Genomic DNA, 13,893 nt, shown 5'->3' on the forward strand with positions numbered 1-13,893 from the left:
CGGGCGGCGAATGGCTTGAGGGCCTCATCGCTGGCAAGCCAGCTCCCACAAGTCTTCGGCTGTAGCCGATATCCGGTGTTAACCCGGACCCTGTGGGTGCGGGCTTGCCCGCGAAGCTTTTGGCGGTCTCACTGGCCTCATCGCTGGCAAGCCAGCTCCTACAGAGAGGGCCGGTCAGCGCAGATAGTCGGCCAGGCCGTACAGGCAGGTCGCCAGATGGTAAGGCGTGGTCGACGGCATGTCCTCGCGGCTGACCACGCCTGTCGCGTCCAGGCATTCGTGCCAGCCGCCCGGGTGCATGAAGTGCTGTTGCAGGGCCTGGAGCTGGCGCTGCAGGCGTGCCCGGTTATCCACACGCAAGGTCAACGCCCGCAGGTATTCGGCCTGGGCCCAGATCCGCTGTGTGCCGTCGCGCAGGGTGCCGTCAACCGCGAGCATGCCGCTGACCGCGCCGCTTTGCGGATCGACCCCCGATTGCTCGGCGAACGCGAACGCGCGATCCAGTGAGCCATGCAGCGCCGTACCGCGCAGCAGGGGAGACGACTCCAGCAGGAACAGCCATTCGAACTGATGGCCCGGCTCGAACCAGTTATCCACAGCCCCCAGCGGTTTCTCCAGCATCACGCCGTGATGACGGTCGATAAAACGTTGCTGCATGCCGGCCGCCAGGGTCAGCAGCGCGCTTTGCGTATCGGCATCTTCGCGCACCGACAGGGTGGCCAGAAAGGCTTCGGCCAGGTGCATCAAGGGGTTCTGCAACGGCCCGCTGCCCAGGGGCGACCAGTCGCGATCCAGGCTGGCTTCATACAGGCCGTCGCCATTGGCGAAGCGCACGGCGATCACTTCCAGGGCGGCATCGAGCACCGATTCCACCAAGGGTTCGCGGACCTTGGCCCAGTAATGGGCGCAGGCGAAGAGGATGAAGGCGTGGGTGTAGAGATCCTTGCGCGTGTCCAGCGGCTTGCCCTGCGGGTCGACGCTGTAGAACCAGCCGCCATGCTCGGCATCGTGGAAATGCCGTTGCAGCGAACGGAACAGCGCTGCGGCGCGACCGGCCGCATCGGCAAAGGCGCTGTCGCCGATCAGGCTGGAGAACAGATACAGCTGGCGGGCGCAGGCCATCGCGCGATAACGCTGCGGGGGCAGCGGGCGATGGCCGGCGTCCAGGGCCTCATAGGGCAAGGCCAGCTCGGCATTCCAGCCAGGGCCCTGCCACAGGGGCACGATCACCTGACGCAAGTGCTGTTGCAGCGCGGTGAACAGGGCGGTCAATTCAGGCTGGGAGGCAGAGCTGGAAACATCGGGCATCGGCTGGCGTCGTCAGGGCAAGGGCGTTTGCGCGACATGGTAACAGGCAGTTGCCGGCGATGGCGACGGCGGAGTCACCGCAAGGCTCAAGGGCCTCATCGCTGGCAAGCCCGCTCCCTCATGACGATACCTGGCGCAGAAGCGCTCATCTGTGGGAGCCGGGCTTGCCCGCGAAAGGGCCGGTTCAGGCGCTACAACATTCAGCCCGCCAGCAACCAGACCCCGGTCGCCGCCGAAGCTGCCCCGGCCAGGCGCACCAGGGGCGCCGCAGCCTGCGGCAGTACCCGTACCACGGCATAACCCAGTGCATGCAGGGTCGCTGTCGCCATCACGAAACCGGCGGCGTAGGCCCAGGGGCTCGACATCTCCGGCAGTTCCAGGCCATGGGCGACGCCATGGAACAGGGCGAACAGCGCGGTTGCGCCGATAGCCAGGCTCAACGGTGGCCGTACCACCAGCGCCACGGCCAGGCCCAGGGCCAGTACCGACGCGGCGATACCGCTTTCCAGCGCTGGCAGTTGCAGGCCTTCGAAGCCGAACACCCCGCCGAGCAGCATGGTGCCGACAAAGGTGCACGGCAGCGCCCAGCGCGCCGCGCCTTGCTGCTGCGCGGCCCAGAGACCGACCGCCAGCATGGCCAGCAAATGGTCGATGCCGCCGATCGGGTGCTCGACGCCGGCGAGCAGGCCGCTGTCGCCGTGTCCGGGATGGGCGAAGGCCAGGGCCGGGGTGAGCAGAAGGGCGAGGGCGCCGAAAAGCTTCTTGAATGTCATGTACGGATTCCTTGTTGTTGATTGATCACGCCGCGGTCAGCAAACCCTGACGCTCGATAAAGGCCACGATGGCCTCCAGGCCAAGTCCGGTTTTCTGGTTGCTGAACACGAACGGCTTGTCGCCGCGCATCCGCCGGGTGTCGCCATCCATCATTTCCAGGGAGGCGCCGACCAGTGGCGCGAGGTCGATCTTGTTGATCACCAGCAGGTCGGACTTGCAGATCCCCGGGCCGCCCTTGCGCGGCAGCTTGTCGCCCGCCGATACATCGATCACGTAGATGGTCAGGTCGGAGAGCTCCGGACTGAAGGTCGCCGACAGGTTGTCGCCGCCGGACTCCACCAGGATCAGGTCGAGGCCGGGAAAACGTCGGTTCAACTGGTCCACGGCCTCAAGGTTGATCGAGGCATCCTCGCGGATCGCCGTGTGAGGGCAGCCGCCGGTTTCCACGCCGATGATCCGCTCCGGCGCCAGGGCTTCGTTGCGCACCAGGAAGTCGGCGTCCTCGCGGGTGTAGATGTCGTTGGTGACCACCGCCAGGTTGTAGCGGTCGCGCAGGGCCAGGCACAGGGCCAGGGTCAGGGCGGTCTTGCCGGAGCCGACGGGGCCACCGATACCGACACGCAAAGGTTGTACGTTCATTTTTCTCTCCTAGGAACGAAACAGGCGGCTGTACTGGCGCTCATGGGCCATGCACGCCAGGGACAGGCCGAAGGCGGCACTGCCGATTTGTCGCGGATCTTGGGCGCTGGCCGATTGCTGCGCCTGTTGCAGCAGCGGCAGCAATTCGCTGGTCAGGCGCTGGGCGGCCTGCTGGCCCAGGGGCAGGGTCTTCATCAGCACGGCCAACTGGTTTTCCAGCCAGCTCCAGAGCCAGGCGGCCAGCGCGTCCTTGGGGCTGATCCCCCAGGCCCGGGCGGCCAGCGCCCAGCCCAGGGCCAGATGCGGTTCGGCTTGCCGGGCGAGAAAGTCGCGGGCGGCGTCATCGAGTTCCGGCAGGCCATTGAGCAGCTGTTGCAGGGAGTAGCCCATTTGCCGGCTCTCCTGGTACAGCTCGCGGGTCTCGCGGCTGGCGCGGTGTTCTTCGCCCAGTTGTTGCAGCGCGGCCCAGTCGGCATCGGCCGCCGCGTGGCAGTGGGCGAGCAGCAACGGCGCTTCGAAACGGGCGAGATTGAGCAGCAGTTGATCGCTGATCCAGCGCCGGGCGCTGGCCGGATCGGTCACCCGCGCCTGCTCCACGGCCATTTCCAGCCCCTGGGAATAGCTGTAGCCGCCAATCGGTAATTGCGGGCTGGCCAGGCGCAGCAGCGCCCAGGCCGGGTTCATGTGCGAACACCAAACTGGTGCAGGCGCGGCGGGTAGTTGAAGTCCTCGTCGCCATGCCGGGAGTGGTGATGGCCGCCGCCATAGGCGCCGTGTTCCGGTTGGAACGGTGCTTCGAGGGTTTCGGTGCGGGCGCCGAGCTGTTCGAGCATGGCCTTGAGCACATAGTCGTCGAGCAGGCGCAGCCAGCCGTCGCCGACTTGCAGGGCGACATGGCGGTTACCCAGGTGATAGGCCGCGCGGGTCAGTTCGAAGGCATTGCTGCAGGTGACATGCAGCAGTTGTTCGGGACGGGCGCAAACCCGCACGATACGGCCGTCTTCGGCTTGCAGGCATTCACCGTCGTACAGCGGTGGCTGACCGCGTTCGAGGAACAGTCCGACGTCTTCACCCTCGGCGCTGAAGCAGCGCAGGCGACTTTTGCTGCGGGCTTCGAAGTTCAGGTGCAGCTCGGCGGCCCAGGTGGGTTGAGGTTCGATTCTTCTATGAATCACCAGCATCGGGAGGCTTCCAGCAATGAGCAATGCTTGAGCTAGAGCAAGGGGCTTGCCAATCGGGCGAAACGTAGGAAAGCCCTGTCAGAAAGCACGGGGCGCCTGAAAAAGGAGCGTAGCGGTGTTTCTGGATGTTTCAAGATGGTGCGTAAGTGGTTTTGCTGCGTCTTCATGGTGCGCTCGCTGAGGCCGATCGTTCCCACGCTCCGCGTGGGAATGCCTCACCGGGCGCTCCGCGTCCGCTTTGTGGCGCGGAGCGTCACGGGCTGCGTTACCACGCGGAGCGCTCATCGTTCTACACAAGTCCTGAGGAGCCCGGAAAGCGGGGTTAAAACGCTGAGTTCGGAGCACAGGAGTGATCGAAAAACCGGCCACGGTCCTGTGGCGAGCGGGCTTGCCCGCGCTGGGGCGCGAAGCGGCCCTTAAACCAGTGATCGCGCTGTATCAGACAGAACGCAGCGTCTGGGTTTACGGCTGCTTCGCAGCCGAGCGCGGGCAAGCCCGCTCGCCACAATGGACTGCATTTATTCAGTGGGATTTGTGTAGAACGATGAGCGCGGAGCGTGGGAACGATCAGGCGTGCGGTGGGCTGTCACTCGGTGCTGCCGAGTCCCTGCCAGTGTTTCAAACCGATAAAGATGAAGCGCAATTGCTGGGTGATCTTGGCTTGCGGCGCCAGGTGCTCGGGCAGGGGTTCGAGCGGCGGGTCGATGATTTCCGGCAGGGTGGCGAACACGCTCTTGACGATCAGGTCGGCCATTACCGCCAGTCCGGCGGCGTCCAGGTGCTGCAGCTTGGGCATGAAGGTCAGGTCGGCGGCCAGGTCCGAGCTGATATGTTCGCGCAGGATGCCGATGGCCTGGCGCACCCGCAATGAGCCGCCGTACTGCTCGCGGGCGAGAAACAGGAACTGCGAACGGTTCATCGCCACGACATCGAGGAAGATCCTCACCGAGGCATCGATGATGCCGCCCATGACGAACTCGTTGTGCCGGACCAGCCGGATGGTTTCCCGGAAGGTCTGGCCGACTTCGCTGACCAGCGCCAGGCCGAGCTGGTCCATATCGTCGAAATGCCGGTAGAAGCCGGTCGGCACGATGCCGGCGGTTTTCGCCACTTCCCGCAGGCTGAGGCTGCCAAACCCACGCCCGCCCTCCATCAGATGGCGCGCGGCGTCCATCAGGGCATGTCGGGTCTGTTGTTTCTGTTCGGCACGGGGCAGCATCGGGAGGGGCGTTTTTCTGGAGGACAAGAGCGGGGCACTCTAGCAAATCAGCTTTGCCGGCGTCGAACGCGGCGGTGCTACAAGTGGGTGGTGCGATGAAACAGTGCTGCAGAAACGTCAAAGCCCGATCCAGGGGATCGGGCTTTGTTCCAGGCCAGCATGGCCTCAGCTCAAGGACTGGTGACGTTCGACCAGGCGATCGGAGCCGCCTTCGGTAATCAGGCCTTTGTCTTTCAGGCGATCGTTACCACCTTCAGCCAAGGTCTGGCCTTGTGGGGTGCGGTCGCTACCATCGGCAGCCAGGGTCTGACCTTGTGGAGTGCGCTCGGTACCGTCGGAAGCCAGGGAGCGGATTTGTGGGGCACGGTCAGAGGTGTCGTCGGCAGCTTGAGTCTGGCCTTGTGGAGTGCGATCCGAACCATCGGCAGCCAGGGTGTTCAGCGACTGGCTGACAGTGGCGTGGCTGGCTTGAGCTTGTGGTGCGGCTTGTTCGCGGGCTGGCAAGGCATAGGCGTTGGCAGCAAGGACGGCAAGGGTGAGGCTAAGCAGTAATTGGCGTTTCATGATCGGTTGCTCCGTGGGAGGGCGATAAAGTGGGTACGGAGCCAATGCTACTCTTGCAAAATCGATATAAAAGTTCATAAGCACAATGGTAATAATCAACGGAATTGATTGTTCTACCCAAACCCCTCTAGATCAACGCTTTCAGAGCGTTACCCGTGCTCCGTATTGGGTATTTTCTACCCACGGTCGCGCCATGAGGGGGCGTTCATGGAACGAAAAACTGGCTGGTCGGTCAGCTCCGGTGCTTCCGGATTTGCCGACCAATGGCTTTTTTCATTAAACCTTGGCGGTTGTTTGTCAGTCGTAAAGGTATTGCGCGTCGCTTTTTTGGACGTTCAGTTGTCATCAGGCCGTTGTGATCAGGAGCCCCCGTGCAATGACGCGCACTAAAAAAATTCTCGTCTGGACCAGTGCCAGCCTTGTCCTGCTGTTGGTGGTGCTGGTGGCGATCATCGCGTTCTTCGATTGGAACCGGGTCAAGCCACCGATCAATGCCAAGGTCTCCGAGATCCTCCATCGGCCGTTCGCCATCAATGGCAACCTGGCGGTGCGCTGGCAGCGCGAGCCCGACGAGGGCGGCTGGCGGGCCTGGTTGCCCTGGCCCCATGTGATTGCCGAGGACCTTACCCTGGGCAACCCGGACTGGTCGAAGACCCCGCGGATGGTTGAACTCAAGCGTGTCGAGTTGCGGCTTGCGCCGTTGCCGCTGCTGGCGCAACAGGTGGTGATTCCGAGAATCGACCTCACCGAGCCGAATGCCAGCCTCGAACGCCTGGCCGATGGTCGCGCCAACTGGACGTTCCAGTTCGATCCCAAGGATCCGAACGAGCAGCCGTCCGACTGGGTGGTGGACATCGGTGCCATCGGCTTCGACAAGGGGCATGTGACCCTGGATGATCAAAGCCTGAAGACCCGGCTCGACCTGCTGATCGATCCCTTGGGCAAGCCCGTTCCGTTCAGCGATATCGTCGGTGACAGCGCGGCCAAGAAGGCCCTGGAAAAGGGCGCCGCGCCGCAGGACTATGCGTTCGCGCTCAAGGTAAAAGGCCAGTACCACGGCCAGAACCTCGCCGGCACCGGCAAGGTCGGCGGCCTGCTGGCATTGCAGGATGCGGCGAAGCCTTTTCCGGTGCAGGCTGACGTGAAGATCGCCGATACCCGCATCGCCGTTGCGGGCACCCTGACCGATCCGCGCAACCTGGGCGCCCTGGACCTGCGCCTGACGCTGGCCGGCAGCAGCCTGGGCAACCTCTACCCGCTGACCGGGGTGACCTTGCCTGACTCGCCGGCCTATGAAACCGACGGCCACCTGATTGCCCGGCTGCATGAGCCGAATGGGGCGACCTTCACCTACGAGAAATTCAACGGCAAGATCGGCACCAGCGACATTCACGGCGACCTGGCCTATGTCGCCAGTCAGCCGAGGCCCAAGCTCAGCGGCGTGCTGGTGTCCAACCAGTTGCTGATGACCGACCTGGCGCCGCTGATCGGCGCGGACTCCAATGCCAAGCAGAAAGCCCGTGGCGGTGAAAGCAAGCAGCCCGCGGACAAGGTCCTGCCGGTGGAAGAGTTCCGCACCGAGCGCTGGCGCGATATGGACGCCGATGTGGAGTTCACCGGTAAGCGCATCGTCCACAGCGCGGAGTTGCCCTTCACCGATCTCTACACCCACCTGGTGCTCACTGATGGCGAACTGAGCCTGGAGCCCCTGCGTTTCGGCGTGGCGGGCGGCAAGCTCGATGCGCAGATCCGTCTCAATGGCCGCACGACACCGATGCAGGGCCGGGCCAGGTTGACCGCGCGCAACTTCAAGCTCAAGCAGTTGTTCCCGACCTTCGAGCCGATGAAGACCAGTTTCGGCGAGCTCAATGGCGATGCCGATATCAGCGGCACCGGCAACTCGGTGGCCAGGTTGCTGGGCACGTCCAATGGCGACCTGAAGATGCTGGTCAACGATGGCGCGATCAGTCGTGGCCTGATGGAGATCGCCGGGCTCAATGTCGGCAACTACGTGGTCGGCAAGATCTTTGGCGACAAGGAAGTGAAGATCAACTGTGCGGCCGCCGACCTGGGGATCAAGAGCGGCCTGGCGACGACCCGGCTGTTTGTCTTCGATACCGAGAACGCGATCATCTATATCGATGGCACGGCGAATTTCGCCAACGAGCAATTGGACCTGAAGATCAGTCCCGAATCCAAGGGCTTCCGTCTGTTGTCCCTGCGTTCGCCCTTGTATGTGCGCGGCAAGTTCATCAAGCCCGATGCCGGTGTACAGGCGGTGCCACTGTTGCTGCGCGGTGCCGGCATGGTGGCCCTGGGCGTGATCGCCGGGCCGGCGGCGGGGCTGCTGGCGTTGGTGGCGCCGAGTGGCGATGTGCCGAACCAGTGCGCGCCGTTGCTGGAGCAGATGAAGTCGGGCAAGGCGCCCAAGACCGTCAGCAATTGAAGGCCGGTCTCGGCCTGCTAAGCGTTGCAGGGTCGGATTGTGGGAGGGGTGTGGGAGCGGGCCATGTGGGAGTGGGCTTAAGGTAGGAGTGGGCTTGTGTGGGAGCGGGCTTGCCCGCGAATCTTGAGAGCGCCGCGCTGTATCAGGTACACCGCGACATCTTCTTCGCGGGCAAGCCCGCTCCCACAGGTGTGTCCCCAGGCTTCCACACTTGGCCTCATGCTTCCACAGGTGCCCCCATGCTTCCACAAGGGCCAGATAGTTCCTGGACTCAGAGGTCTTTCAGGATATCCGCCATGTCATCGGCATGTTCTTCTTCCTCGGCGAGGATGTCCTCGAAGATCCGTCGCGTGGTCGGGTCCTGGTCGCCGATGAACTGGATGATCTCGCGGTAGCTGTCCACCGCGATACGCTCGGCCACCAGGTCTTCGTAGACCATTTCCTTGAGGGTCTTGCCGGCCACGTACTGGGCATGGGAATGCTGTGACAACAGGTCCGGATTGAACTCCGGCTCGCCGCCCAGTTGCACGATGCGTTCGGCCAGGCGGTCGGCGTGGGCCATTTCCTGGTTGGCGTGCTCGAGAAACTCGTCGGCGGCGACGCTGGCCTTGAGGCCGGTCGCCATGAAGTGATGGCGTTTATAGCGCAGGGTGCAGACCAGCTCGGTGGCCAGTGATTCATTGAGCAGCCGCAGGATCTCGTCGCGGTCTGCGCTGTAGCCTTCGGTGACCGCACCGTTTTCGACGTTCTTGCGGGCGCGTTCGCGAAGGGTGGTTACATCGGACAAATGCATGTCGCTCATCTCGATCTCCTGACTGATCCGGTTAGGCGCCTCGCTCTGCTGGCGAGATCGCTACCTGGTTGTGAGTCTCGGGCGACGGGAAAAGTTTTATCCGATTGTCTCTTCGGCGGCGAGGGGGCGGATCGGTCGATGCCCGGATGCCCGGGCCTCTTGCGCCAACCACTGGAAAAACGCCCGCACCGGCGGATGCCTTTCGCGCCCTGGCACGCAGAGAGCGCTGTAGCCGGCACCGTCGACTCGGATGTCCGGGCGATAAGCCTGCAACAAGCCGCTGGCGACGCTTTCCGAGACCAGGATCGAACTGGCCAGCACCAGGCCCTGTCCGCCAATCGCCGCTTGCAGGGCGTAATGCTCTTCATCGTATTCGCGAATGACCGGTTGCCCTTGCATCCAGCGTTCCCCCGCCAATTCGCACCAGGCTTCCCAGCCCCGGGCGTAGAGCTTGGAGTTGTGCCAGTGGACGCTGATCAAGGTCGGCTGGTATTGCGCCGCCAGGGCCACCTGGGCCGGAGCCCCGTAGACCCTGAAGCACTCGTCGAACAGGCATTGACCGTACAGGTTCGGCCAGTCGTCGAGGCTGTAGCGGATCACCATGTCGATGCTGGCGTCCTGGTGCAGGTCGTGGACTTCGCAGTGGGTGTCGAGCCGCAGGCTGATGCTCGGGTGACTGGCATAGAAACGCCCCAGGCGCGGCACCAGCCAGAGGGCGGCAAAAGCTGGGGTGGTGGAAATCGTCAGGCTGGTGCCGCTGCGTTGCGGGCGCAGGGTATCGACGCTCTGGGCAATCTCCAGCAGCGCGCCATGCAGGCTGCGGAACAGTCGCTCGCCCGCATCGGTCAGGCGCACCTGGCGCGGCAGGCGCTCGAACAGCGGCACGCCGAGCCAGCCTTCCAGCGAGCGGATCTGATGGGACACGGCGGTTGGCGTCACCACCAGTTCTTCGGCGGCGGCCTTGAAACTGCGCTGGCGCGCGGCGGACTCGAAGGCGCGCAGCGCGGTGAGTGGCAGGTTGGCGAACATGTTCGGCTCCATGGATGAATTGAACTCATCCTGAGTGACTATTGCTCATTTGTTCCGATGACGCGTTGCCTCTAGCTTCTGTCCTGTAGGGCACGCTTATTCTGAGCGGGCCCAGGCTGTTCGGTAAAGGGGAAACAGATGAGCAAGATTCTTGTTGTCGAAGCCAGTCCACGGGGTGGGCGTTCACAGTCGCGGCGCCTGGCCGAAGTGTTTCTCAGCGCCTATGGCGAGGCGCATCCACAGGCACGCCTGACGCGTCGCGAGACCGGGCGCGCGTTGATTCCGCCGGTCAGCGAAGCCTTTATCGCGGCGGCGTTTTATCCACAGCCCGCCGAACGCCCGCAAGTGATGCAGGTGGACCTGGCGTTCAGTGATGAACTGGTGGGCGAGTTGCTGCTCAACGATCTGTTGGTGATCGCCACGCCGATGCACAACTTCAGTATCCCCAGCGGGCTCAAGGCCTGGCTGGACCAGATCGTGCGGGCCGGGCGGACCTTCGACTTCAGCGTCGACAATGGCGTCGCCCAGTATCACCCGCGAGTGCAGGGCAAGAAGGCGTTGATCATCAGCAGTCGTGGCGGACACGGCATGGGGCCGGGAGGGCCGCTGGAGGCGATGAACCACGCCGAGCCGTTGCTGCGTACGGTGCTGGGGTTCATCGGGATCGAGGCGGTCACGGTCGTCGCCGTCGAAGGCGAAGAGTCTGGCGGGGCGTCGTTCCAGGCCGCCCTGGCTGATGCGGAGCAGCGCCTGCGGGAGCTGGCACGGAGGTTTTGAGGGATGGCCATGCCCTGGATCCATCTGCTGATTGCCGCAGCCTTCGAAGTCACCTTTGCGCTGGGCATGAAATACGCCGAGGGTTTCACCCGGCTCTGGCCCTCGGTTGTCACCGTGCTCGCCGCGGTGGGTGGGATCTGCTTCCTGACCCTGGCGCTGCGGGCGTTGCCGGTCAGCATCGCTTATCCGATCTGGACCGCCATCGGTTCATTGGGCACCGTGCTGCTCGGCTATCTGTTGCTGGGGGAAAGCCTGACGGCGATCAAGCTGGTGTCGGTCGGCCTGATCGTGGTCGGCGTGGTGGGGTTGAAATAAGCGTCGTGTCGCCGTGTTGTCATCTTCAGTGTCGATGCTTTTGCACCTGGCCGATGCATTGCGGCTAGGCTCTATTCCTTCCCGTCATGGATGGTCGTTGATGTCGCAAGAACTCGCCACGCGTTATCCGCTGGTGCTGGTGCCGGGCATGCTCGGGTTTGTCCGGCTGCTGCTGTTCCCCTACTGGTATGGCATCGTCGAGGCGTTGCGCGAGGGCGGGGCGACGGTGAGTCCGGTGCAGGTATCGCCGCTGCATTGCAACGAGGTGCGGGGCGAGCAGTTGCTGTTGCGGATCGAGCAGATCCGCCGCGAAACCGGGGCCGACAAGGTCAACCTGATCGGTCACAGCCAGGGGGCGTTGACGGCACGTTATGCGGCGGCCAAGCGTCCGGAATGGGTGGCCTCGGTGACCTCGGTAGCCGGGCCCAACCAGGGTTCGGAACTGGCCGACCATTTCCAGCGTCACTATCCGCCGACCAGCGTGCGCGGGCGTTTACTGACCTTGGTGCTCTGTATCGTCGCGCGGATCATGGGCTGGCTGGAGACCGGCTACCGCGGGCCGAGCCTGCCGATGGACCTGGCCGCGTCCCATCAGTCGTTGACCGGCGAGGGCGTGGCACTGTTCAACCGGCAGTATCCGCAAGGCTTGCCGGACCGTTGGGGCGGACAGGGGGCCGAGCGGGTCAATGGCGTGCGTTATTACTCCTGGTCCGGCACCTTGCAGCCGGGCATCACCGATCGTGGGCGCAATCTGTTCGACGGCACGAATCGCAGTTGCCGCCTGTTCGCCAGGACCTTTATCCGCGAAGCCGGGCAGTGCGATGGCATGGTCGGACGCTACAGCTCGCACCTGGGGACGGTGATCGGCGATGACTATCCCCTCGATCATTTCGATATCGTCAACCAGTCATTGGGCCTGGTGGGCAAGGGCGCCGCGCCGATCCGCCTGTTTGTCGAGCATGCCCGGCGCCTGAAGGCGGCGGGGTTGTAGCGCCCCGCGAGGACATCAGCGGGCCTTGCCCAGTGGTGTGGTCCAGCGCTCGGAGAGGATCACCCCACCCAGGGTCAGTGCGCCTCCCAGCAGATGGAACAGGGCCAGTTGCTCATGCAGCACCGCGGCGGCGATCAGGGCGGTGAGGATCGGCAGCAGGTTGAAAAACAGCACCGTGCGGCTCGGCCCCAGCTTGCCCACCGCGCTCATCCACATCAGCGGGGCGAGCATCGACGCCAGCAGGCAGGCGTACAGCACCAGGCCGGCGTTGTGCAGGTTTGGCCCGACCTTGGGCGAAAACCAGAACAGCGGGAACAGTACCACCACGGCCACCAGGATCTGCAGGTACAGCAACTGCAACGGCGGCAGGCGCAATTGCCACTTCTTCAGCAGGGTGCTGTAGATCGCGTAGGCCAGGGTCGCGATCAGCATCATCGCATCGCCCAGGTTCACGCCGTGGGTCAGCAAGGAACCGAGGTTGCCGGACGAGACCACCACCAGCACGCCGGCGAAGGACAGCACCGCGCCGGTCAGGGCTCCGGCGGTCAGGCGCTGGCCGAGGCTGACGATCGCCAGGGCCAGGGACATCAATGGCATCAGCGAGAGGATGATGCCCATGTTGGTCGCCGTGGTCAGGGTCGCGGCGTAGTAGGCCAGGCTCTGGTAAACCGCCATGCCGAGGACACCGAGGACAGCGATCTTGCCGACATGCGGGCGGATCGCCCCCCAGTTGGCGATGACCGGACGAAGCATGAACGGCGTGAACAGTAGCGCGGCGAGCAGCCAGCGGTAGAAACCGATCTCGGCCGGGAATATCGAGCCGACGGCCATCTTGTTGACGACGGTATTGCCGGCCCAGATGAAAATGGCGAGCAGGGGAAACGCGTATTGCATGGGGTGACAACCAGAGCAGTAGTGAGCGGGAATTATCCACCTGTCCGGATCAAAGCCTATACTTCGATCCGGTCAATCAGCGTCGGAATCCGGACAGCATGCGCAAGATCCCCATCGAGATCCCCCGTTTCCCCGATCTGCCGGCGCCGGTGTACTTTCGTTATGCAGAATTCGGTCCCGGCAGCCATGCCGCCTCCCATCGGCATTCCTGGGGCTCGCTCGACTACGTATCCCATGGCGTTATCCAGTACGAAGTGGCCGGCCAGCGTTTCATGTCGCCCTCGCGTTATGCCCTGTGGATTCCGCCCAACACCGAGCACAGCGCCTACAACGCCCAGGCCATCGTCTACCGCTCGGTCTACCTGGCCGAGGAGCACTGTCACGGCATGCCCGAGGTGGCGAGCACCCTGGCGATCAGCGATATCCTCAAGGCGATTCTCAGCGATTTCGCCCGCCGCGACGTGAAGATCCCCAGCGAGCCGGCCGATGTGCGGCTGGCCCAGGTGCTGGTGGACCAGTTGCACCTGGCCAAGGTCCACAGCCGCTACCTGCCGTATTCCGACGAGCCGGGATTGCTCTCGGTACTCGAAGGCCTGCAGAACGATCCGGCGGACAATCGCTCGCTGGGGCAATGGGCGGCGAGCCTGCATGTCAGCGAGCGAACCCTGGCGCGGCTGTTTGTCCGCGAACTGGGGGTGAGTTTCGGCGAGTGGCGCCAGCGTCTGCGTTTTGTCTGGTCGATCCAGGCCCTGGAAGGGCCGCGCAGTGTGCAGGAGATCGCCTTCGACATGGGCTACAGCACCGCCTCGGCCTTTATCGCCATGTTCCAGCGCCAGGCCGGTTGTTCGCCGGAGCAATACCGCCGGCAGTCGAGATCAGCCTAGGGCACCTGCGGCTGGAGGTGTAACAGTGTTTGTCTACACTCCTTCAGAGGCCGTGCCCATCGGCGCGGTAACAAGGAGA

The 13,893-nt window shown here is 63.9% G+C and carries 15 protein-coding genes; 5 read left to right on the top strand and 10 right to left on the bottom strand.

The annotated features are described in order from the left end of the window. Positions 1–174: 174 nt before the first annotated feature. The 7 genes from HX851_RS38115 to HX851_RS38145 all read right to left on the bottom strand — a co-directional run bounded on the left by HX851_RS38115 (position 175) and on the right by HX851_RS38145 (position 5,685). On the bottom strand, positions 175–1,308 hold the full coding sequence (locus HX851_RS38115) for an AGE family epimerase/isomerase (protein WP_177064533.1): 1,134 nt from the start codon (positions 1,306–1,308) through the stop codon (positions 175–177). Between the two features lie 200 nt (positions 1,309–1,508). Further along, positions 1,509–2,081 (bottom strand): HupE/UreJ family protein, encoded by a 573-nt coding sequence (locus tag HX851_RS38120; RefSeq protein ID WP_177064535.1) that lies wholly within the window; start codon positions 2,079–2,081, stop codon positions 1,509–1,511. Positions 2,082–2,106: 25 nt separating this feature from the next. After that, positions 2,107–2,721: an urease accessory protein UreG gene (gene ureG / locus HX851_RS38125; RefSeq protein WP_177064537.1), complete on the bottom strand. Its 615-nt coding sequence runs from the start codon at positions 2,719–2,721 to the stop codon at positions 2,107–2,109. A gap of 9 nt (positions 2,722–2,730) precedes the next feature. Then, positions 2,731–3,405: an urease accessory protein UreF gene (locus tag HX851_RS38130; protein WP_177062668.1), complete on the bottom strand. Its 675-nt coding sequence runs from the start codon at positions 3,403–3,405 to the stop codon at positions 2,731–2,733. Continuing rightward, positions 3,402–3,902: an urease accessory protein UreE gene (ureE, locus tag HX851_RS38135; protein WP_177064539.1), complete on the bottom strand. Its 501-nt coding sequence runs from the start codon at positions 3,900–3,902 to the stop codon at positions 3,402–3,404. The genes HX851_RS38130 and ureE overlap by 4 nt, the downstream gene beginning before the upstream one ends. A gap of 586 nt (positions 3,903–4,488) precedes the next feature. Further along, the gene (locus HX851_RS38140) at positions 4,489–5,121 is read right to left on the bottom strand and encodes a TetR family transcriptional regulator (RefSeq protein WP_177062666.1); all 633 of its coding nucleotides are present in this window, start codon (positions 5,119–5,121) and stop codon (positions 4,489–4,491) included. 165 nt (positions 5,122–5,286) lie between these two features. Then, on the bottom strand, positions 5,287–5,685 hold the full coding sequence (locus HX851_RS38145; RefSeq protein WP_177065291.1) for a hypothetical protein: 399 nt from the start codon (positions 5,683–5,685) through the stop codon (positions 5,287–5,289). 376 nt (positions 5,686–6,061) lie between these two features. On the opposite strand from HX851_RS38145, the gene HX851_RS38150 reads away from it, so the two are divergent. Next, positions 6,062–8,131 (top strand): AsmA family protein, encoded by a 2,070-nt coding sequence (locus tag HX851_RS38150; protein ID WP_177062664.1) that lies wholly within the window; start codon positions 6,062–6,064, stop codon positions 8,129–8,131. A gap of 271 nt (positions 8,132–8,402) precedes the next feature. On the opposite strand, the gene HX851_RS38155 is transcribed toward HX851_RS38150, so the two are convergent. Together HX851_RS38155 and HX851_RS38160 are read right to left on the bottom strand one after the other, a co-directional pair. Beyond that, complete coding sequence (locus tag HX851_RS38155) at positions 8,403–8,933, bottom strand: ferritin-like domain-containing protein (protein WP_177064541.1); 531 nt, start codon at positions 8,931–8,933, stop codon at positions 8,403–8,405. A gap of 87 nt (positions 8,934–9,020) precedes the next feature. Beyond that, on the bottom strand, positions 9,021–9,965 hold the full coding sequence (locus HX851_RS38160) for a LysR substrate-binding domain-containing protein (RefSeq protein ID WP_177064543.1): 945 nt from the start codon (positions 9,963–9,965) through the stop codon (positions 9,021–9,023). Positions 9,966–10,091: 126 nt separating this feature from the next. Here HX851_RS38160 and HX851_RS38165 point away from each other — a divergent pair, with 126 nt between their 5' ends. The 3 genes from HX851_RS38165 to HX851_RS38175 all read left to right on the top strand — a co-directional run bounded on the left by HX851_RS38165 (position 10,092) and on the right by HX851_RS38175 (position 12,036). After that, a complete protein-coding gene (locus HX851_RS38165) occupies positions 10,092–10,730 on the top strand; it encodes an FMN-dependent NADH-azoreductase (RefSeq protein ID WP_177064545.1) in 639 nt (212 codons plus the stop codon). A 9-nt stretch (positions 10,731–10,739) separates the two neighbouring features. Continuing rightward, on the top strand, positions 10,740–11,045 hold the full coding sequence (locus HX851_RS38170; RefSeq protein ID WP_177062676.1) for a DMT family transporter: 306 nt from the start codon (positions 10,740–10,742) through the stop codon (positions 11,043–11,045). Positions 11,046–11,145: 100 nt separating this feature from the next. Continuing rightward, the gene (locus HX851_RS38175; RefSeq protein ID WP_177064547.1) at positions 11,146–12,036 is read left to right on the top strand and encodes an esterase/lipase family protein; all 891 of its coding nucleotides are present in this window, start codon (positions 11,146–11,148) and stop codon (positions 12,034–12,036) included. 15 nt (positions 12,037–12,051) lie between these two features. On the opposite strand, the gene HX851_RS38180 is transcribed toward HX851_RS38175, so the two are convergent. Then, positions 12,052–12,930, bottom strand: coding sequence for a DMT family transporter (locus HX851_RS38180; RefSeq protein ID WP_177062657.1), 879 nt, complete (start codon positions 12,928–12,930; stop codon positions 12,052–12,054). Positions 12,931–13,028: 98 nt separating this feature from the next. Here HX851_RS38180 and HX851_RS38185 point away from each other — a divergent pair, with 98 nt between their 5' ends. After that, positions 13,029–13,814, top strand: a complete 786-nt coding sequence (locus tag HX851_RS38185; RefSeq protein ID WP_177062656.1) for an AraC family transcriptional regulator — start codon at positions 13,029–13,031, stop codon at positions 13,812–13,814. The last annotated feature ends 79 nt before the right edge of the window (positions 13,815–13,893 follow it).

It is taken from the genome of Pseudomonas gingeri (assembly GCF_013385635.1).
Classification (GTDB): Bacteria; Pseudomonadota; Gammaproteobacteria; order Pseudomonadales; family Pseudomonadaceae; genus Aquipseudomonas; species Aquipseudomonas gingeri_A.